At 40.1% G+C, this 19,627-nt stretch carries 17 protein-coding genes; 7 read left to right on the top strand and 10 right to left on the bottom strand.

Features of this window, described 5'->3' with window-relative positions; translation table 11 throughout:
- Nucleotide 1: 1 nt before the first annotated feature.
- Nucleotides 2-1,189 (bottom strand): tRNA 2-thiouridine(34) synthase MnmA, encoded by a 1,188-nt coding sequence (mnmA, locus tag KSK37_RS11700; RefSeq protein WP_217201700.1) that lies wholly within the window; start codon nucleotides 1,187-1,189, stop codon nucleotides 2-4.
- A gap of 299 nt (nucleotides 1,190-1,488) precedes the next feature.
- On the opposite strand from mnmA, the gene KSK37_RS11695 reads away from it, so the two are divergent.
- On the top strand, nucleotides 1,489-2,028 hold the full coding sequence (locus tag KSK37_RS11695) for a hypothetical protein (protein ID WP_217201698.1): 540 nt from the start codon (nucleotides 1,489-1,491) through the stop codon (nucleotides 2,026-2,028).
- Between the two features lie 55 nt (nucleotides 2,029-2,083).
- On the opposite strand, the gene KSK37_RS11690 is transcribed toward KSK37_RS11695, so the two are convergent.
- Nucleotides 2,084-2,725 (bottom strand): hypothetical protein, encoded by a 642-nt coding sequence (locus KSK37_RS11690; RefSeq protein WP_217201696.1) that lies wholly within the window; start codon nucleotides 2,723-2,725, stop codon nucleotides 2,084-2,086.
- A 110-nt stretch (nucleotides 2,726-2,835) separates the two neighbouring features.
- The gene (locus tag KSK37_RS11685) at nucleotides 2,836-5,055 is read right to left on the bottom strand and encodes a TonB-dependent receptor (protein ID WP_217201694.1); all 2,220 of its coding nucleotides are present in this window, start codon (nucleotides 5,053-5,055) and stop codon (nucleotides 2,836-2,838) included.
- Between the two features lie 152 nt (nucleotides 5,056-5,207).
- Here KSK37_RS11685 and KSK37_RS11680 point away from each other — a divergent pair, with 152 nt between their 5' ends.
- The gene (locus KSK37_RS11680) at nucleotides 5,208-5,711 is read left to right on the top strand and encodes a superoxide dismutase family protein (RefSeq protein WP_179209373.1); all 504 of its coding nucleotides are present in this window, start codon (nucleotides 5,208-5,210) and stop codon (nucleotides 5,709-5,711) included.
- A gap of 45 nt (nucleotides 5,712-5,756) precedes the next feature.
- Here the strand turns inward: KSK37_RS11680 and KSK37_RS11675 are convergent, their stop codons facing one another.
- From KSK37_RS11675 to KSK37_RS11655, 5 genes are all read right to left on the bottom strand, one after another.
- Nucleotides 5,757-7,031 (bottom strand): DUF6080 domain-containing protein, encoded by a 1,275-nt coding sequence (locus KSK37_RS11675; protein ID WP_217201692.1) that lies wholly within the window; start codon nucleotides 7,029-7,031, stop codon nucleotides 5,757-5,759.
- A gap of 30 nt (nucleotides 7,032-7,061) precedes the next feature.
- Entirely contained in the window at nucleotides 7,062-8,606 is a 1,545-nt protein-coding gene (locus tag KSK37_RS11670; RefSeq protein ID WP_217201690.1) for a protein adenylyltransferase SelO, read from the bottom strand.
- A 75-nt stretch (nucleotides 8,607-8,681) separates the two neighbouring features.
- The gene (locus KSK37_RS11665) at nucleotides 8,682-11,063 is read right to left on the bottom strand and encodes a penicillin-binding protein 1A (protein ID WP_217201689.1); all 2,382 of its coding nucleotides are present in this window, start codon (nucleotides 11,061-11,063) and stop codon (nucleotides 8,682-8,684) included.
- Between the two features lie 8 nt (nucleotides 11,064-11,071).
- Nucleotides 11,072-11,536, bottom strand: a complete 465-nt coding sequence (locus KSK37_RS11660) for a gliding motility lipoprotein GldH (RefSeq protein WP_217201687.1) — start codon at nucleotides 11,534-11,536, stop codon at nucleotides 11,072-11,074.
- Entirely contained in the window at nucleotides 11,529-12,833 is a 1,305-nt protein-coding gene (locus KSK37_RS11655) for a PSP1 domain-containing protein (RefSeq protein ID WP_088359130.1), read from the bottom strand. Before KSK37_RS11655 ends, KSK37_RS11660 begins: the two co-directional genes overlap by 8 nt.
- A gap of 387 nt (nucleotides 12,834-13,220) precedes the next feature.
- Here KSK37_RS11655 and KSK37_RS11650 point away from each other — a divergent pair, with 387 nt between their 5' ends.
- The 5 genes from KSK37_RS11650 to KSK37_RS11630 all read left to right on the top strand — a co-directional run bounded on the left by KSK37_RS11650 (nucleotide 13,221) and on the right by KSK37_RS11630 (nucleotide 18,510).
- On the top strand, nucleotides 13,221-14,456 hold the full coding sequence (locus KSK37_RS11650; protein ID WP_217201685.1) for an OmpP1/FadL family transporter: 1,236 nt from the start codon (nucleotides 13,221-13,223) through the stop codon (nucleotides 14,454-14,456).
- A 14-nt stretch (nucleotides 14,457-14,470) separates the two neighbouring features.
- Complete coding sequence (locus tag KSK37_RS11645; RefSeq protein WP_217201683.1) at nucleotides 14,471-15,928, top strand: SGNH/GDSL hydrolase family protein; 1,458 nt, start codon at nucleotides 14,471-14,473, stop codon at nucleotides 15,926-15,928.
- Between the two features lie 94 nt (nucleotides 15,929-16,022).
- On the top strand, nucleotides 16,023-16,961 hold the full coding sequence (locus tag KSK37_RS11640; RefSeq protein ID WP_088359133.1) for a ribose-phosphate pyrophosphokinase: 939 nt from the start codon (nucleotides 16,023-16,025) through the stop codon (nucleotides 16,959-16,961).
- Nucleotides 16,962-17,010: 49 nt separating this feature from the next.
- Nucleotides 17,011-17,652 carry a 50S ribosomal protein L25/general stress protein Ctc gene (locus KSK37_RS11635; protein ID WP_088359134.1) on the top strand — a complete coding sequence of 214 codons (642 nt, stop codon included), beginning with the start codon at nucleotides 17,011-17,013 and terminating at the stop codon, nucleotides 17,650-17,652.
- Between the two features lie 246 nt (nucleotides 17,653-17,898).
- Nucleotides 17,899-18,510: a YdeI/OmpD-associated family protein gene (locus KSK37_RS11630; protein WP_217201681.1), complete on the top strand. Its 612-nt coding sequence runs from the start codon at nucleotides 17,899-17,901 to the stop codon at nucleotides 18,508-18,510.
- Nucleotides 18,511-18,530: 20 nt separating this feature from the next.
- Here KSK37_RS11630 and KSK37_RS11625 read toward each other — a convergent pair whose 3' ends face one another.
- Nucleotides 18,531-18,962: a nucleoside deaminase gene (locus KSK37_RS11625; RefSeq protein ID WP_217201680.1), complete on the bottom strand. Its 432-nt coding sequence runs from the start codon at nucleotides 18,960-18,962 to the stop codon at nucleotides 18,531-18,533.
- A gap of 72 nt (nucleotides 18,963-19,034) precedes the next feature.
- The gene (locus tag KSK37_RS11620) at nucleotides 19,035-19,580 is read right to left on the bottom strand and encodes a DUF3575 domain-containing protein (protein WP_217201678.1); all 546 of its coding nucleotides are present in this window, start codon (nucleotides 19,578-19,580) and stop codon (nucleotides 19,035-19,037) included.
- Between the last annotated feature and the right edge of the window lie 47 nt (nucleotides 19,581-19,627).

Below are 19,627 nucleotides of genomic sequence, written 5' to 3'. Positions count from 1 at the left end.
TTTAAGAAATAACCCCGCTTCCAATCAGTTCATCTTCCAGATACCACGCTGCGAACTGCCCTTCAGCAACTGCAGATTGCGGATTAACGAATTCAATATAAAGTCCTTCTCCAAACTGATAAAGTGTAGCATCTTCCAGGGTTTGCCGGTAACGGATTCTTGCTTTTACCTGCATCGATTCGCCATTCTTCAAACGGAGATCTTCCCGAACCCAATGAATTTCAGAAGATTCTATTTTTAATGCAGTTTGATAAAGTCCCGGGAAATTTTTTCCTTCGCCTACAAAAATGGTGTTGGTTTCCATATCGCGGGAAATGATAAAACAGGATTCTTTGTGTCCGCCGATTCCCAAACCTTTACTTTGGCCAATTGTGAAATAATGCGCTCCCTGATGTTTTCCGATGACTTTTCCATCGTATTTTTGGTATTTAATTTTTCTGGAAAGAAATTCCAGTTCTTCCAGTTTTGATGAGAATTGAGGTTTTTTTGTATGAAATTCAGCGAAATCGTTGAAAATTTCAACAATTTCGCCCTCTTTTGGTTTCAGCTGTTGCTGTAAAAATGTTGGCAAACTTACTTTTCCAATGAAACATAAACCCTGCGAATCTTTTTTATCCGCTGTAACCAAACCGATTTCTTTTGCAATTTCCCGAACTTCAGGTTTCGTCAGTTCACCGATCGGAAACAGAGATTTAGAAAGCTGATCCTGACTGAGTTGGCATAAAAAATAGCTTTGGTCTTTATTAGTGTCTTTCCCTGCGAGAAGATGAAAAATTTCTTTGCCATTTTCATCAAAAGTAGAGTCAACACGCGCGTAATGTCCTGTTGCAACCTTCTCAGCGCCAAGCGATAAAGCTGTTTTCATAAAGACGTCAAATTTCACTTCACGGTTACAAAGAACATCCGGATTCGGCGTTCTTCCTTTTTCATATTCCGCGAACATGTAATCAACGATTTTTTCCTTGTATAATTCGCTCATATCAATCACCTGATAAGGGATTCCGAGCTTTTGCGCGACCATCAGCGCATCATTGCTGTCCTCAATCCACGGACATTCATCTTCCAGAGTTACGGACGCATCGTTCCAGTTCCGCATAAAAAGCGCCACCACATCGTGTCCTTGTTTTTGCAGCAGATATGCTGCTACACTCGAATCTACACCACCGGATAAACCTACAACTATTTTCATATTATTGTTACGCTTTCGTTAAGGGAAAGTTTTACGGCTGCAAATTTACAATATTAATCGCAGAATATTCAGGAGCGCCGAGGCCGGAACTTCTTTTGGGAGACTCATCCCGCTTTCCACTGCAATCTTTTTGGCAGCGGCGAAGCCGCCGCCAAAAAGGATTTCCGTTACAATCGGGGCTAAAATTCAGGTTCCCGCTTCTTGAGATTTCCCGGAACTCTCAATATTGAAAATATAAATGATCGTCATTTGGTACAGAATTTTAATATAAATTTGAACATCCAATAAATTGAAATCCAATGAAAAAAATAATAATTGGTCTTTTCCTGATGTTAGGATTTGGTTCACAGGCCCAGATCGGGACTTCTGCCCAAACCGCAGGCGCTGACTCGAAATGGACATTCGGTGGCTACGCAGGTTTAGGAGGAAGTTTTGGAAGCGGCGGAAGCGGAACTTCCCTGTATATTTCACCAAGAGTAGGTTACAAAGTCACTGAGAATTTAGAAACAGGTTTGGCAGGAAGCTTAACATGGTCAAATTCACAGTATTATTCTTCGACAATGGTAGGAGTCGGTCCTTTCGCCAATTACTATTTTTCCCGTAATTTCTTTCTGAGCGGGATGTTCCAGGAATATTTTATCGATCAGAAAAACAAAATAGATAATCTGAAATATTCAGGAAATGAATCGGCGCTTTATCTCGGTGGCGGTTATATGCAGAAGCTCGGAGAAAGGACATATATGCAGGTCGGCGGAATGTACAATGTGCTGTATAAGAAAGACAAATCGGTTTTTGGCAGCGGGTTTATCCCAAGTGTCGGAATTGTCTTCGGACTTTAATCAATAAAAAAATCTCCTGAGTTTTTCAGGAGATTTGTTATTTATATTGGTGAATTTAAGGCTTGGTTGCAAGAAAATATTCTGCTTCTCCTTTTCCCCAGTTCGGATCAAATGCAGATTTGGTTTTGTACACTTTGAACTGATCAAGTGCTTTCTGAAAAAGTTCCAGACCTTTAGCTTTGCTTCCGCCAAATTGTTCCGGAGTGAAATAGGTATCCTCCGCTTTCATCAAAGTGATTCTTGGGTTTTCCGCGTCTGCCTTTTCAGCTTTTGATAAAGCGTCTGCCGCCAGCATTCCTTCGCTCATAAAACGCTGCTGTGGATTTACCATCATTTTCAAACCGTGGATCATTTTCTGAAGAACCAGATTTTCTGCATTGTCTTTATTTAACGCTATTGCAAGATCAAGAGATTTCTGGGCTTCGTCAGCAATCGGATCCAGATCGGCAACTTTTCCTTCGCGCATCGCTAATCTTCCTTTTTGGATCGTAGAAAATGCTGCGTAATAATACGGAAGCCACTGGGTTTTTTCTTTGTCCCCGATTCTTTTGAAATCATTGGCCAAAGCAGTAAACTCATCCGGAGTTTTGTGCTGCTCCACCTGCGCGATTTTTTCGGTCATTGCTTTCTCGTAGGCGGTTTGGGAAAATGCGTTTACTCCGATCAAAAGGCATATTCCAAGTAATAAGTTTTTCATTGTATTTTAATTTTGTTGTTTGTTCTTATTTTGTAATTCAAAGGTATCTTATAATTTTTCTTCTTTAAATATTTTTTTTCTGAAAGGTTGATTTTGTTTTCCGAAAGGTATTACAGATTATTATTGATCGCATCCTCCGTTCTGTCAATTCCGAAACTGATGAACGCACCGATGAACACAAAAGTATTTGCAGAAGGAAGAATCGCTTTACTTCTTAGGCCGTCATTTGAAAAATTGTAACCATAAATATTTTTCTGTCCAAGGACATTATTAACGGATAGAACCAGTACTGTAAATGATTTCGCGTCTTTTTTACCTAAATTCGGAAGATAATTTAAACTGAAATTTAAAGCGTTGTAATCCTTTGCTTTCCCCTGATTATTAAGGAAATAGTTTCCGCTGCTGTCTGTCATGAAATTATAGTAAGGTCTTCCCGAAGCGTAATTATAGGAAAGATTAAAACCGGTTTTCCAGTTGGTGACGAATTTTTTGGCAACCAAAGAAAGCGTGTGTTTTGCAGCAAAATTCGGGAACAGACTTTGGTCGTAGTTCTGGAAATTTCTCTTAGAATCGAGAAATGAATAAGAAACCCAGTAATCGATATTTTTAATTGATTTTTTATCTCTCCAGAACAGTTCAATTCCTTTCGCAAAGCCGTCTCCGTTGTTGTTAAAAGCTACAGGTCTGTAATCTTCTATGCGGGTTTTAATTAAATCTGTGTAGTTTTTATAAAAAGCTTCCAGTCTCAGACTTCTTCCTTCCTCAGATTTCTGCACCTGCAAAATATAATGTTCCGATTTCTGATAATTCAGATCATGAGTTCCAAAAAATCTGTTTTCCGGGTTTTGGTAGAAAATTCCATAGGCGAGAGAACTCGTCCAGTTTTTAGAAATCCTGTAAGCAAGAGCAAGTCGCGGAGCCAGATTCCAGTCATCTACAGCGGACGAATATTCAGACCTTAAGCCTAATTTTGCGGAGAAATTATTGCTGAATCCTAAATCAGTTTCCGCAAAAACTGAAGTGATCCCATCGTTGAATTTGAACGGAACCGGTGAAAGTGCAACCTCGGTATTTTCATGGGTTTGATTAAATTCCACGCCGCCTCTGACCGCTGATATTTTATTGATTTTCCGTTCTAAAGTTCCTTTCGCATTGAAATAATTTCCGGTGATGTCAATCGTATTCGGATTGAATTCAGTATCATGATAAGTACTGCTCAAATCGATGTTATTGTTGTTATAAGTATATGAACTTCCCAAATTCAATAGATATTTCCCAAATTTCTGTCTGAATGAAAGGTTGTGAAATGTGTTTTTACCTTTCAGGGACGTGTTGTCAAAATCCGTATTAAGTTCCAGACTTTCCGCTTGCAGACCCATTGTATTGGTATCAAAACTTCCGTAATATTTAAGAATTCCGCCGCTTTTATTTTTAATTCTGAAGTTGAAATTGGTTCCGAAACCTTCCGGTGCTTTTGTAAAATTATTGTTGAAAGTGAGCAGTTTCGTCATTAAAACAAGATTAGTATAAGCCGCGGAAATTCCGAAAGATTTTGTTTTTTCCTGATTCACGTTCTGGAAACCGCCGCTAAGAAATATCGGTGAAATCCCTATGTCTACTGAGTTTCTTTCGGGAAAATCAATACTTTCCAAAACGAGAACAGATGATAATGCCTGGCCATACATCGCCGAATATCCGCCGCTCGAAAAAACATTTCCTTTAAAAAGGGAAGTATTCAGCCTGTCCATCGCTTTAATGCCCGGAACAGAATTGCCGAAAAAATTATTCACAAGATTTCCGTCCATGAAAAATTTGGTTTCTGCACCGGTTCCGCCACGCACAAACAAACCTTCCGTTTCGCCGATTTTCTGAACCCCGGGAAGCGTTTCCAAAGCTGATGATACCTGTCCGTTAGCGCCTGCAGTGGTGTAAATGTCAATAGGAGTTAAAAGCGCGGTGGCTCTTTTTCTGTCGCTGGCTTCAATAGATCCCGCTGAAATGACGACGGCGTCGATTTCTGAGATCTGTTCCTTCAGGTCAGTATTTACGGTAACCGGATTGTTTTCAATCACTATAGTTTTCTCAACGTCTACAAATTTAGGATTCGAAAATAGAAGAATCTGATTTCCTTTTTCTGTAGTCTGAAAGGAGTAGTTACCGTTTTCGTCGGTGGTGGCACCGTCATACGAGTCTTTCAGGGTAACGGAAATGTCTTTCACTCCCTTATTTTTGAAATTCACTTTTCCTGAAACGGTGATTTGGGCGTTAAGAAAAAATGCAATGCAGAGGAGAATAAGTGTTAATGTTTTCGAGAGGATAAGTGTTGGCATGGTTGTAATTTTATGAAGCAAAGATATTGCGGAATGCGTTTTGCTGAAAATATTTTTAACCGAATGGCGGGAAATCACAGCTGAGCTGTTAAAATCTAAATAACCCTGAAATTATTCTTAACTTTATACGATCATTAAATACCTGAATCATTATGAAAATTTCCAAACTTTCTGTACTTGTCTGCAGTGCCGTACTTGCTGTATCCTGCTCAACGACAAAAAATTACAAAGTAATGTCCAAAAGCGGAACCGAAACCCAGGGTGAAGCAAAATTTACCCAAGCCGGTAAAAATGTATCACTGGATTTGAATGTTTACAAACTTACACCCGGAATTCATGCCGTGCATATTCACGAAAAAGGGGATTGCTCCGCTGCTGACGGCAGTTCAGCAGGAGGTCACTGGAATCCGTCCAATAACGACCACGGAAAATGGGGAGCCGAACATTTCCACATGGGAGATATCGGAAACCTTACCGCGGATAAAGACGGAACCGCAAGATTGGTTTTCAAAACAGATAAATGGTGCATCGGATGTACTGACGAATCTAAAAATATTGTCGGAAAATCACTGATTATCCATGCCGGAAAAGACGACTTTCATACTCAGCCTACCGGAAATGCAGGCGGCAGAGTAGGTTGTGTGGAAATTAAATAATAACAATTGAAGATAAAAAAAACGCAACTCAAGGTTGCGTTTTTTTTACTGATAGAACTGATCCAGAAACATAAAAAATTCTTCCATCCTGAAAAGGTTATTGAGCGCCAAGTAGACGAATAAAATCCAAACCCACACATAAAGAAACGAAAGAATCTTTGGGGAGTTTTTATAAGCATAAAAAAGCCATCCCAGGAGCAGCGGCACCACAAAAACAAAATGTCCCCCGTAAATATAGGAAGTGTGAAGCCCGAATTTTAAAACACAGTGAATAACGATATCCACCAGAAATGAAATCATTAAAATCTGCACAAATTTATTTCTGAAGTTTTTGATGTAACTCCAGAAAACAAGAATAAGCACAGCAGCCACAAACAAATACGGTATCCACGAATCATAAACCTCCATAAAAAGCGCTTTGTACTTAAACCCACTTTTGTTGTGATAATCTCGGATTTCAAAACCTGAGAAGAGCATGTTTCCGCCAAAGAACCAGGATAAAATCATATCCCACACCGGCGTAACTTTCGGGGTAGAAAACTTTTCGTACTGTTGCTCGGATTTGTTGAGAAAATTCAGAAATTTGAAATCCAAACGGTAAAGAAACAGCAATACGAATACAGCAACGGATGCTATAACCCGCAAAATACCATTCCCAAATTTTTTCCAGTTGGTAAAAATGTTTTTCTCCAAAAGTAAAGGAATATAAACTTTTACAATATTCGTCACCGTTAATCCGCCCACAGAAACTCCTGCCAAAATAAGCGCCGGAGCCGTAATTTTTTGGTCCTTCTTTAGTTTTAAAGCTGCATAATAATTAAACAAGACGAGAAAAAACAGAGTGTATGTGTAAGTTTCCGGTGTGAAGGAAAGCAAAATATTAGTAGTGAAGAAAGCAAAAAACGCGAGAATCAGCAGAGAAATTTTCTTCGGTAAAACGGTGATGTTTTTCAAATATTTGTAAATCTGAACCAAGCTTAAACTCACCGCAAAATTGCTGCACCAAGCCAAAACCAGACGGAACGTTCCGTCTTTCTTTCCGTTGGAAAAAAGATAGGCAAAATCCCGGATCCAGTCAAAGTAATAATTGGCAAGCGGGTGTCTTTCAAAACCGCCGCCGGTCATTACTATCGCGCGGTTGTCAAAACTGAAATAAGCATCCCAGGGAATTCTCTCATCAAAAATAATGCGGTAATTCAGCGCAATGAAACTTCCTAAAAAGCCATAAACAGCAATGAAAATGATAAAGAGTAAAAACTCGAATTTCGTTGAAGGGAAAACTGTTTTTAGAAAATCAGTAAATTTTTGTTTATAAACCAAGGTTAAAAATTTCGTCAAAAATAAGAAAAATTACGAACTGCAGGAAAGGGTAGAGCTCCCGGTTTGCCCATCATACAGCGGCGGACGCTTTTTGGAAAATTCCGGATAAAGTTCTTCGTAAGGATTTTCCAGCGCGGAAAGCAGTTTGTTAAACAGTTCTTTTTTTCCTTCGTTCAGTTCTTTGATGCATTCAAAAAGAAGATAATTTCTGAGAATAAATTTCGGATTGTTTTTTTGCATCAAGCTTAAAGATTCTGCCTTGGATACAGTGTTTTTCTTTAAACGGATCAAATAGGTTTTAATAAAGTTCTCAAAAATTAAAGACTGTTCAGCTAAAACCGGAGCATAGAAAATTTCCTTAAAATGAGTATCCAAATCTGTTTTTTCGTCGAGTTTTTCGAGCTGGTTAAAGAACAGCGTATAATCTATATTTAAATCTCCCATCATCTGCTGCACATCGGTGAAAAACGCGTCATCACCTTCCATAACTTCATTAAAGCCGAATTTTTTCGCCATCATTTCATCATGTTGCTTCCAGAAATTACCGCTAAAACCGTTAAGTATTTTTTCGAGAATTTTTTCATCTTTAATCAGTGGAAACAAAGCGTTCGCGAGCTGCCAAAGATTCCACTGCGCTATTTTAGCCTGATTTCCAAAAGCATAACGGCGGCCGGGCAAATCGGTTGTATTTGGGGTGAAATTCAGGCTGTATTCATCCAGGAAAGAAAACGGTCCATAATCGATTGTAAGTCCTAAAATGGACATGTTATCGGTATTCATTACGCCATGCACAAAACCGACGCGGTACCATTCAACAATCATTGCAGCGGTTCTTTCTGCAACTTTCTCAAAAAACTGAGCATATCTGTCCGTACCTTCTGTATTGATTTCAGGGAAATAATTTCCGATGGCAAAATCGGCGAGTTTTTTTAAAGTATCGGTTTCTTTCTGAGCGGATAACAGTTCGAAATGTCCGAAGCGCAGAAAACTTTCAGCTGTTCTTACCATGACGGCGCCTTTTTCATATTCAGGATTTCCGTCATACATCATGTCTCTCATCACTTCTTCTCCGGTAAAAGAAAGAGAAAGTGCTCTGGTAGTGGGAATTCCTAAATGAAACATCGCTTCACTCATCAGATATTCGCGGACTGACGACCGGAGCACTGCTCTGCCGTCTGCATGGCGGGAATATGGCGTAGCACCGGCTCCTTTCCATTGTATTTCGGTCTTTTTTCCTTGACTGTTTTTGATTTCACCCGCGTAAATTGCGCGGCCGTCACCAAGTTGCCCGGCCCAGTTCCCGAACTGATGTCCTGCATACGCGGTGGAATAAGTTTTTAAAAGTTCCGGCACAGAAGAGGCGTTCAGAAACTGCAGATCACTTTCATTGTCTATTTTTCCGAGGCCGATTTCTTCCGAAAGTTTTTCATTGAAAATAATCAGTTCCGGGTTTTGATATTCAGCAACCGCGACCGTCGCAAACAGAACTTTCGGGGTTTGGCGCTGCATGGTGTTTCCTGAGAAATCGCCGGGAAATTCATTGATAAACGGTTGGGTGATTTGATCTAAATTCATAATTCAAAGTTCGTTAAAAAAAACATCCTTCCAAAAAATGAAAGGATGTTTGTGGGTTCATTTCAAAAAATGATGTTATTTATTGAAATCGATTTCGTCTCCGGTATTGATGTTTTCGTTGACGTTCTCTTCTTTTTTACCTGAAGGTTTTGTAGGATGATTGGTTTGTTCATCCACTTTAGGCGCTTTTAATTCGTCTATGGTCTGCAGACCTCCTTCGTCACCGTATCCGCCCAGTCCCTGAAGGTCAGAGCAGCTTCCGGTCCAGTTGGAAGGTTTAACGAATTTATCGTCTGGTGAGACGCCCAGTGTTTTATCTGCCCAGACCTTTGTCATGAAAATTGCCCAGATTGGCAAAGCCATTTTCGCTCCCTGACCTTCGCCAGTTCCGCGGAAGTGCGTGGCCCTGTCTTCCCAGCCGACCCAAACTCCTGTTGCGAGATTCGGGGTAATTCCCATAAACCAACCGTCAGAGTTATTCTGAGTGGTTCCGGTTTTTGCAGCAATTTCGATATTTTTATCAACTCCTCTTCTGCTGAGTTCACCGGAAGCGGTACCGAAGGCTGCAACGCCTTTCATCAGATCGATCATCGTATACGCATAAAGTTCATTCATCACTTCTTTCAGCAATGGTTTTACTTCTTTAATAACTCGTCCGTTCGCATCTTCAATACGCCAGATCATTTCGGGTTTAATATAGTTCCCGTAATTGGCAAATGTGCTGTATGCTCCCAACATTTCAAAAATCGTAATATCGGAAGAACCGAGCGCCACCGCATATTCGTTAGGAATTTCTTCAGTTACCCCTAAATCTCTTGCGGTCTGAATGACGCTTTTAGGTGTGGTCATCTCGATGAGCCGAACTGCTACAGGGTTTTTAGAATGGGCAAGTGCATCTTTTAAAGTAAGCATTCCGCCTGAGCCTTCAACAGTCCAAGTTCCTTTTCTGTAGGTTGCGTTGGAAACGGTAGAGCAAGGTGTCATTCCCAGTTTCATAATTGCAGTAGCATAAACGAAAGGTTTGAAGGTGGATCCCACCTGTCTTTTTCCCTGTTTAATGTGATCATACTGGAAGTGCTGCCAGTTAATCCCGCCTACCCAGGCTTTAATTTCCCCGGTTCCGGGTACCATTGACATTAGACCGGCCTGTGCAATCTGTTTGTGATAACGGATGGAATCCAACGGTGACATTTCCACTTCTTCTTCACCATTCCAGGTAAATCGTGAAGTTTTGATCGGCTTTTTAAAATCCATCATGATGGAATCCTCAGAAACCCCTGCATTTTTCAGCTGCTTGTATCTTCCGGTTCTTTTCATGGCCTGCAACATAATACCGTCAATCTGCTTGTCATTAAGGAAATAGAACGGTCTCTGTTTCCGTCCCCGCTGTTCCGCGTCAAATCTTTGCTGAAGATCTGTTAAATGCTCCTTGATCGCTGCTTCCGCATAGGTCTGCATCTTGGAATCCAGGGTTACATATATTTTAAGTCCATCTTTATAAAGGTTTAAGGTTTTACCGGTTTTCTTTTCGTAATCCTTTAAATAGTTGTCAATTTCTTTTCTCAGATAAAATTTGTAATATGCAGAATAACCTTCATCAATAGATTTAATCGGCTGATAATCAAGCTTTATTGGTGTGTCTATTGCTTTCTGATAAGTTTGCTGATCCAGATAACCTGTTTTCAGCATTTGTTCCAGAACGACGTCTCTTCTTGTCTTTGCCCGGGTTTCATTACGCATCGGGTTATTTTTCACCGGTGCTTCCAGCATCGCAACAAACATTGCTGCTTCAGGAAGAGTTAACTTCGAGGTAGGTTTATTAAAATAAACTCTTGAAGCCATCTCAATTCCGTTGGCATTGTAAAGGAAATCGAACTTATTGAAATATAATGTAATGATCTCTTCTTTGGTATATCTCTTCTCGAGGCTTACCGCAACAACCCATTCTTTGAGCTTTTGAAAAGCCCTCTGAACTTTGTTTTGTGAAACCTTATCCGTAAAAAGAAGTTTTGCAAGCTGCTGGGTAATGGTAGATCCACCACCGCGGCTTCCTCCGTAAACTACAGCTCTGGCAACAGACTGTAAATCGATTCCGGAATGTTCTTTAAAACGCTCGTCTTCCTTGGCCTGAAGCGCATAAATTAAATAAGGAGGCAATTCTTTATAAGTTACGGGCTGCGTCTTCTCCTTCTCGAATTTCCCCAGAAGTTTACCGTCTGACGAATAAATTTCGGAAGCCACATAAATGTCCGGATTTTCCAATTCTTTCACATCGGGCATACTGCCGAGAAAACCTTGCGAAACAGCAAAAAATAAGGCGGAAATTCCTAAAATTACTGCGATAAGCGACAGCCAGACAATTTTGACCCATTTTTTCCAGCCGCGGTTTTTGACATTCTTAGGAGGAAGGGGGAAGGTTTGTTTAGGTTTGCTTCCCTGGTTTTGTTTATTTTCCATAAATAATATTACGGTTTTGCAGTTTCTATTTTTACACCAACGTCTTCAATTCCCTTTAAATTATCGGTTCTCATCGCGTGGATCACTCCAATGGAATAATTGCCGTTTTGGGGAAATTTGTAGTTGAGCTTATACTGAAACAAAGTTTCTTTGGTTTCCCCAAACCCTTTGCCAATCCACTCTCCGTTTGGTTTTGCCAAAATATAATTTAAGGTATCAATACTTTTTTTATTCGTTTTCAAATCCGAAAAATTTACGATAAAACGGATGTTGCTGTAAGGATAATCATTATTGTTTCTTACAACAAATATAATATTTTTCGCATCCTGCGCATCGTTTACCTTAAAATTGAATTTCTGCTCAGCATTCTTTTTCCAGTTTCCGTTGAGGTTCTTCATATCAACATTTTCGGAAGAAGTGCTGCAGCCGGTGAACATCACCAAAACGGAAAAAACAGCCAGAATCTTATGCATTGTCGTCACGTTTTTTTGGCGGGAATTTCTTTTTAAATTTTTTCGGCTGCTGATTCTGGGGTTTAGCATTTTGCGGCTGATTCTTTTCGGGAACATTTTTTCGCTGCTCTGTCTGATTGCCGCCAGCTTTATTCTCAGGTTTTTGGTTCGGATTTGGTTTTTGGCCGTTGTTCGGTTTTTTTCTGTTCTGGTTTTTGCCGGAATTTTTGTTTTTCCTTTCAAAACGGTCCATGTTATTTTCCTGAATCAGATCTACCGATTTTACCGGAATGTCGTTGGTTTTCAGTTCCTCTAACGGCTGGGTTTTTTCGCCTTTTTTGTTTTGGGCGATCAGTTTTTTTACCTCCTGAACATCCAGATCATACCACGCCATAGATCGGTCTGCATATGCAAACCACATCCTTTTCTTGAAAACGTCGATTTTAATACAGAAGGCTTTTCCGTTTACTGTATCAATAGTGGTTGAAGAGGAAGGGAAATCGCTTAGAGCATCAAGGTAACTGTCCAATTCATAGTTAAGACAGCATTTTAATTTTCCGCACTGCCCCGCAAGTTTCTGAGGATTAATGCTGAGCTGCTGATAACGTGCCGCGTTGGTATTTACCGAACGGAAATCGGTAAGCCAGGTCGAACAGCACAATTCTCTTCCGCAAGAACCGATACCGCCAACTTTTGCAGCTTCCTGACGGAAACCGATTTGTTTCATATCAATTTTCGTACGGAAAGTTGCGGCAAATTCTTTAATTAACTGCCTGAAATCGATGCGGTTATCAGCCGTATAATAGAAGGTCACTTTCGCACCGTCTCCCTGAAATTCAACATCGGTAATTTTCATATCGAGATTCAACGCATGAGAAATCTTTCTTGCCTGAATCTTAACGGGCTCTTCTTTTGCCCGCGAATCCTGCCAAACTTCAATGTCTTTCTGATTCGCTAAACGGTAAATTTTAAGGGGGTTTTCTTCAGAAACATTTTTCTTTTTCATCTGAATCTTTACCAATTCCCCAGTGAGGCTTACTACACCTATATCGTGACCCGGGCTGGATTCTACTGTGACTACGCTCCCCATATGAAGCGGTAAACCGTTTACGTTTTTATAAAAAAATTTACGATCGTTCTTGAATCTTACTTCCACAAAATCGGTTTGCTTTTTAGTGGGATTACTGACATTCGAGAGCCAATCGAAAACGCTTAATTTATAACTGTTTCCGCAGGTATTTACATTTTCACAGCCATTCGCAGATTTTGTTCCGCATGAATGGGACGAATCGCCGGATGTTTTACATCCACAACTCATATCTATATTTATATTATATCATGCAAATTTAGCATAAATTTATTTTGTGCATATCAAAGGTTAGATATTTTGACGCAGGATTTGTAATTATTATTAAAAATCGCTATATATTGAAGATAATTCATAAATAATATAAATATTATGCAAATCATATAATTAAAAAATAGGAAAATGTTATGGTTTTCATTGCATTATTTAATTTAAATGAGCTTCACAGGAGAGGCTTATAAAATATTAAAAGTCCTTTAAATAAAGTCTTTTATGTGAGTTTGTTTAAATGAGGCGTTTAAACAGCGGGTTGCAATTCGAAATTGTTTAAAATAATTTATGATTAATTAACATTTGTTTAAAAAATAATTTTATATTTGGGACATTAATAATGAATTTATGAAAAAAATCGTTGTATCAACAGCATTGTTAGCGGGTATTCTTGCGCACGCGGGAGGCTTTAGGGTTTCTTTGCAGGGCGTTAAGCAACTTGCGATGGCTCATACCAGTGCGCATGCGGAAGACGCGAGTGTCGCATTCTTTAATCCTGCAGGAATTTCGTTTATTCCTAATAAATTAAGCGTTGCTGCGGGAGGGTTTGGAATCAATTCGGAAATCACCTACCAGAACGCCTCTACGTTGGAATCTTATTCTACTGATAATCCCATGGGAACTCCAATTTACGCAGCGATAGCTTATAAAGTTTTGGATGATGTTTCTGTAGGTTTCAGTTTTGCGACTCCTTTCGGAAGTACCGTGCAGTGGCCGACCGATTGGGCGGGAAGAGAAATCGTGCAGAAAATTGAATTAAAAGCATTTTATTTTCAGCCAATGGTGTCTTTCAAACTGGCGCCGTGGGTTTCTTTAGGCGGTAGTTTTATTTACGCTAAAGGATCTGTAGACTGGACTAAAAGCGTTACGCAGCTTGGAGGAACTTTAAATATTAAAGATGATCAGGCGTCCGGAAAAGGATTTGGATTTGGATTTTATTTCAAACCGAACGACAAACTGGATGTAAGTATTGCTTACCGTTCCCCGGTTGATATGAAAGCGGATGATGGTGTTGCGACATTTAATATTTCATCAGCTCTTTTTCCTGCGCTTAATTTAGACGCTAATGGTCAGGATAAGTTTAAAGCAATTTTGCCTTTAGTAGATGAGTATACTATTGGACTAACTTATAAAGTTACTCCGAAATGGCAGGTTTCAGGTGACTTCAATTACAGTGGCTGGGACAGATATGATCACCTGACTTTGGATTTTGAAAAAGCTCCGGTTGGTAATCAGCCAAACGACCCAACTGTTTTGGTTTCTCCTAAAAACTTCCACAGTACTCAAACATGGAGAGTGGGAACGCAATATATGGTTACCGATAGTTTCGCTGCCAGATTAGGATACTATTATGATGAGTCTCCTTATGAAGATAAAGATTTTATCCCTGAAACACCGTCATTCAATGCAAACGTAATTACTGGAGGTATTGGATACAAGTGGAAAGGATTAGGTGTTGATCTTTCTGGTGCTTACAATTTCCAGACACCAAGAAATGTAGATAACAGTTATAACAATTTCTACGGACAGGCAAAAGCTAAAGCATATTACTTTGGTTTAGGCTTATCTTACAACGCATTTTAAGAATTATTTTAATTATGAAAAAAATATTAATTTCAACTATAGCACTCTCGGCTTTACTGTTCAACGTAAGCTGTGATACAAGCTTTGACCAGGATGTGAGCAGCATTGTGGTTTCTAAAGGCGATGCAGATTTTACAAAATATGTAGCTTTAGGTAACTCACTTACTTCTGGTTACAGAGACAACGCCTTATATATTGACGGACAGAACGAATCTTACCCAAGTATGCTTGCGAAGCAAATGCAGCTTGCGGGTGGAGGCGCATTCAAGCAGCCTTTAATGCCAAATAATACCGGAGGATTTACAGATTTGCCAGGATTTACGGGGAAATATGTTCTCTCTGTAGTTAATGGTTCATTATCACCGGTTCCAACTGCTCCAGGCGCGGCATTGGATAATGTAAAGACAGGTGGTCCTTACCAAAATTTAGGAGTACCAGGGGCTAAATCTTTCCATTTGGGTGCTGCGGGTTACGGTAATGCTGCCGGTTTGTTAACAGGACAGGCAAATCCTTATTTTGTAAGATTTGCAACCAGCGGTACTACTTCGGTAATTGCCGACGCGGTAGCTCAGGCTCCAACATTTTTCTCCCTGTGGATCGGAAACAATGACGTATTGTCTTATTCAACCAGTGGTGGTGTAGGGGTAGACCAAACAGGAAATACTAATCCTGCAACCTATGGAAGCAACGATATTACTGATCCGGGCGTTTTTGCTTCGGTAATCAGCGGATATGTAAATGCTTTAACAGCGAATGGCGCAAAAGGGGTAATGGCAAATATTCCTAACGTAACATCAATCCCATACTTTACAAGAGTTCCTGCAAAACCGATTGCTGGCTTAACTGATGCACAGGTTTCTCAATTGAATACCGCTTACGCTCAATATAATGGTGGATTAGCACAGGCCAAAGCAGCAAACTTAATTACCGATGCTGAATATCAGCAGAGACTTATTAAATTTAATGCTACTGTTGCCAACGGTGCAGTGATTAAAGATAAGGATCTTACCAATCTGTCTGGTTTGGGACTGCCTTCTTACAGACAGACTACAGCTAAGGATTTAATTTTATTAACAGCTTCAGCTGTGCTTACTCCTACAGCAGGCGGCGGAACTTCAGTAGCTTTAGATGACAAATATGTTCTTACTGAAAAAGAAACTGCTAAAGTTACAACAGCAACCAACGCTTATAATACAGCATTACAATCTATCGCAGCTTCTAAAGGATTGGCTTTCGTGGATGCTAATGCTAAAATGATTGAACTTTCTGCAGCTTCAGGAATTACTTATGATGGTGTAAAATATACAGCAACATTCGTTACTGGCGGAACTTTTTCACTTGATGGGGTTCACCTGACAGGAAGAGGGTATGCGTTAATTGCAAATGAGTTTTTAAAAGCAATCAATACCAAATACCATTCTACACTTCCGATGGTTAATATAAACAACTATTCAGGAGTTAAGTTTCCATAGAATTATTAGCTAGAATGATAAAACTTTAAAACCACCGGAATCCTTTCCAGTGGTTTTATTTTTTTCTAAATTTGCACCATCTAAAAAAGTAAAAATGGCTGATCAGGCAAGTTATCTTTTCTCCACAAGAACCAGTAAGGTTTTAGCGGAGAAAATTGCTCAACACTATGGGCAGGAAATGGGAAAAATTAATTTCCAGGAGTTTAGCGACGGAGAGTTTGAGCCGGTTTTAGACCAATCCGTAAGAGGCGGAAGGGTTTTCTTAATAGGTTCCACATTCCCGCCGGCAGACAATCTTTTAGAATTATTACTGATGATTGATGCCGCTAAAAGAGCTTCAGCAAAAAGCATTACCGTAGTGCTTCCTTATTACGGTTTGGCCAGACAGGACAGAAAAGACCAGCCAAGAGCGCCAATCGGTGCAAAACTCGTGGCAAACCTTCTTACTGCAGCCGGAGCTACAAGAGTAATGACGATGGATCTGCATGCAGATCAGATTCAGGGTTTTTTCGAAATTCCGGTGGATCATCTTTATGCTTCCACTATTTTTATTGAATATATTCAGAAACTGAATTTAGACAATCTTACCATCGCTTCTCCGGATATGGGCGGCGCGAAAAGAGCGAAAAATTATGCAAGCCATCTTGGTGCGGAAGTAGTAATTGCCTACAAAGAAAGAAAGAAAGCCAACGTCATCGAAGAGATGTTTCTGATTGGTGATGTAGTGGGCAAAAATGTAATCCTTATCGATGATATGATTGATACTGCAGGAACCCTTTGCAAAGCCGCAGATATCCTGATAGAAAAAGGAGCAAAAAGTGTCCGCGCCATGGCAACACACGGTGTGCTTTCAGGAAAAGCCTATGAAAACATCGAAAATTCTAAAATTTCTGAAGTTATCGTAACAGACACCATTCCGGTAAAAACAGAACTTTCATCCAAAATTAAAGTGCTTACCTGCGCAAAACTTTTTGCAGACGTAATGAAGATGGTACACGAGCACAAATCAATCAGCGAGAAATTCATTATTTAAAAAATAATCTATATCTTTGCACCCTTAAAAATTTTTTAATATAATTATAATGAAATCAATTACAATTCAAGGTACAAAAAGAGAAAGCGTGGGCAAAAAGTCTACTAAAGCTTTACGTGATGCTGAATTAGTTCCTTGTGTTGTTTACGGAGGCGCCGAAACCCTTAATTTTTCTGCTGAAGAAAGATCTTTCAAAGGTTTGGTATATACTCCTGAAGCACACACGGTATCTATTGAGGTTGACGGAAAAACAATTCCTGCCGTACTTCAGGACATCCAGTTTCACCCATTAACAGACAAGATTCTTCACGCAGATTTCTATCAGCTTGATGAGAACAAGCCTGTGGTAATGGAAGTTCCTGTAAGAATTACAGGACGTTCTAAAGGTGTTGTTGCCGGTGGTGCAATGCGTCAGTCTTTCAGAAAACTGAAATTGAAAGCACTTCCTGCTAACTTGCCGGACGAAATCGTGGTAGATGTTACACCTCTTAAGATTGGTAACAAACTTTATGTAGGAGACATCAAAACGAACAACTTTACATTTATGCACCCGGACAACGCAGTAGTAGTAGCTGTGAAAATGTCTAGAACTGCAAGTAAAAATGCTGGAGCAATGGCTGATGATGATGAAGAGGAAGAAACAGCAGCTGAAGGAGAAGCTCCTGCAGCAGAAGCTACAAGCGCAGAATAATATTCTCGAAATAATTTTCAAGATCCCGTCAGTTCATTCTGACGGGATTTTTGTTTTTAGGAGCAGAAAGTGTCCGCATTCCCGAAGGTTGGGCGCGCTCTCACTACTCGCTTCCCGGGGCCGAATACGGCCCCGGGAGAGCTCAGACATGCCGTTCCATCGCGGCTAGGATAAAAGGCGGTTCTTCTTCCGGAGAAAACAGTATCCGTATTTGAAATTTAAGTAATTTTACTTCAAATCTCATTTATGTCAGCTACCGAACCAAGAATCGATGCTTATATCGACAACGCGCAGCCTTTCGCAAAACCCATCATGAATTATCTCCGCGAAATCATTCACGAAACCTGCCCCGATGTGGAGGAAGGCTGGAAGTGGAGTTTCCCTCACTTCATGTATAAAGGTAAAATTCTATGCGCGTTCACGGCATTTAAACAGCATTGCCGCTTCGGCTTCTGGCTGGAGAAAGAGATGAAAACTGTCAAAGAACTGACCGCCGATAGCGAAAGAACCGGAATGTTTACGCTGGGAAAAATAAAAAGCCTCGATGATCTTCCGTCTAAAGCCCGTTTAAAAGCTGCAATCAGAGAAGCGATGGAACTTACAGACATGGGAGTAACGGTAAAGAAGGCACAGTCGGTAAAAAAGGAAACAGAAATTCCCGCCTATTTTACAGAGGCTCTAAAAGGAAAGCCTGTTGCCCAGAAAGTGTTCGATAACGGTTCGCCGTCTTTCAGGAAAGAATATATCCTGTGGATCACCGAAGCGAAAACCGCAGCCACGAGGAATAAACGGATGGAGCAGGCCCTTGAATGGCTCGCTGAAGGCAAAGGCCGCAACTGGAAATATGAGAAATGTTGATTATCAGGTGCTGATTTCTGCTACCTTTTGCTTTTGAAAAAATCCTTTATCAGTACTGAACATTCGTTTTCCATCACGCCCGTAACGATTTCGGTTTTTGGGTGAAGCGTTAGATTTTTATTAATAAAGCCGCGCTGCTCATCTCTTGCGCCGATCACCACTTTGGTAATTTGTGACCAGTTCAGGGCGCCGCAACACATCACGCAGGGCTCCAAAGTTACATATAACGTACAGTTCTGCAGATATTTTCCCCCCAGGAAATTCGCAGCAGAGGTGATGGCCTGCATTTCTGCATGAGCGGTTACATCGTTCAGCGTTTCGGTAAGATTATGTGCTTTGGCAATGATCCGGTTGTTGGAAACGATGACGCATCCAATGGGCACCTCATCTTTTTCCAGCGCAGTTTGGGCTTCCTGGAGCGCCATTTTCATGTAATATTCGTCGGTAAACATTTAGTGATTTTTTAAACTAAAAAAGGTTCAGTACAAAACTAAACCTTTTTCACATTAATATTTTTATTTCTTCTAAAAACGGTAACCAATTCCCAGCATTCCTTTTCCGGTGATTGCCGAATCATGCTTGCTATCCGTTCCGAATCTTCTCGCGATTCCCGTGCTTGCTTCAAAAATTATATTTTTTCTGGCCACCCATTTTCCACCGAAGCCTACACCAATACCTACTGTCGTATTCTTATCTTCTCGCAGGGTGGACGAACTGTATCCCGGCCCAGCATAAAAATCGTAGTAGGTATCTTTTGTCATTGTAATTGGGGCAAAACCTTCCACAAAAAACCCTGCAGCATATTTTTTACCAAAATACATTCTGTAATAAGGTGAAATTTGGGTGAAGCGATAATCATCGTTGTTGGTACCTAAATAAAACATGCCATTTACCCCAACTCCGGAATTTTCGCTGAGAAGTCTTTCGTAAGAAACATTAATCATCGGTGCAGCAATTAACTCAATCGGGCTGAGCATGATGTCGTTTTGCCGCTCTGAGGTTTCAGTTTCCTGTGCATAAAGATTAAAAATTCCTAATCCGGTAAAAACAAAAAGGAGTAATTTTTTCATAATTTATTTTTCTCAAATATAAAATTTATATTCGAACCTCAATCAAA

It is taken from the genome of Kaistella soli, from assembly GCF_019038595.1.
Lineage (GTDB): Bacteria > Bacteroidota > Bacteroidia > Flavobacteriales > Weeksellaceae > Kaistella > Kaistella soli.
Note: the sequence above shows the minus strand (reverse complement) of the source record. Positions and strands in the feature narration are given on the sequence as shown.

What these genes read in the sequence shown, in the direction of transcription:
- mnmA (WP_217201700.1), bottom strand. Translation starts at nt 1,189, where the DNA reads ATGAAAATAGTTGTAGGTTTATCCGGTGGTGTAGATTCGAGTGTAGCA.
- KSK37_RS11695 (WP_217201698.1), top strand. Translation starts at nt 1,489, where the DNA reads ATGAAAAAAATAATAATTGGTCTTTTCCTGATGTTAGGATTTGGTTCA.
- KSK37_RS11690 (WP_217201696.1), bottom strand. Translation starts at nt 2,725, where the DNA reads ATGAAAAACTTATTACTTGGAATATGCCTTTTGATCGGAGTAAACGCA.
- KSK37_RS11685 (WP_217201694.1), bottom strand. Translation starts at nt 5,055, where the DNA reads ATGCCAACACTTATCCTCTCGAAAACATTAACACTTATTCTCCTCTGC.
- KSK37_RS11680 (WP_179209373.1), top strand. Translation starts at nt 5,208, where the DNA reads ATGAAAATTTCCAAACTTTCTGTACTTGTCTGCAGTGCCGTACTTGCT.
- KSK37_RS11670 (WP_217201690.1), bottom strand. Translation starts at nt 8,606, where the DNA reads ATGAATTTAGATCAAATCACCCAACCGTTTATCAATGAATTTCCCGGC.
- KSK37_RS11665 (WP_217201689.1), bottom strand. Translation starts at nt 11,063, where the DNA reads ATGGAAAATAAACAAAACCAGGGAAGCAAACCTAAACAAACCTTCCCC.
- KSK37_RS11660 (WP_217201687.1), bottom strand. Translation starts at nt 11,536, where the DNA reads ATGCATAAGATTCTGGCTGTTTTTTCCGTTTTGGTGATGTTCACCGGC.
- KSK37_RS11655 (WP_088359130.1), bottom strand. Translation starts at nt 12,833, where the DNA reads ATGAGTTGTGGATGTAAAACATCCGGCGATTCGTCCCATTCATGCGGA.
- KSK37_RS11650 (WP_217201685.1), top strand. Translation starts at nt 13,221, where the DNA reads ATGAAAAAAATCGTTGTATCAACAGCATTGTTAGCGGGTATTCTTGCG.
- KSK37_RS11645 (WP_217201683.1), top strand. Translation starts at nt 14,471, where the DNA reads ATGAAAAAAATATTAATTTCAACTATAGCACTCTCGGCTTTACTGTTC.
- KSK37_RS11640 (WP_088359133.1), top strand. Translation starts at nt 16,023, where the DNA reads ATGGCTGATCAGGCAAGTTATCTTTTCTCCACAAGAACCAGTAAGGTT.
- KSK37_RS11635 (WP_088359134.1), top strand. Translation starts at nt 17,011, where the DNA reads ATGAAATCAATTACAATTCAAGGTACAAAAAGAGAAAGCGTGGGCAAA.
- KSK37_RS11630 (WP_217201681.1), top strand. Translation starts at nt 17,899, where the DNA reads ATGTCAGCTACCGAACCAAGAATCGATGCTTATATCGACAACGCGCAG.
- KSK37_RS11625 (WP_217201680.1), bottom strand. Translation starts at nt 18,962, where the DNA reads ATGTTTACCGACGAATATTACATGAAAATGGCGCTCCAGGAAGCCCAA.
- KSK37_RS11620 (WP_217201678.1), bottom strand. Translation starts at nt 19,580, where the DNA reads ATGAAAAAATTACTCCTTTTTGTTTTTACCGGATTAGGAATTTTTAAT.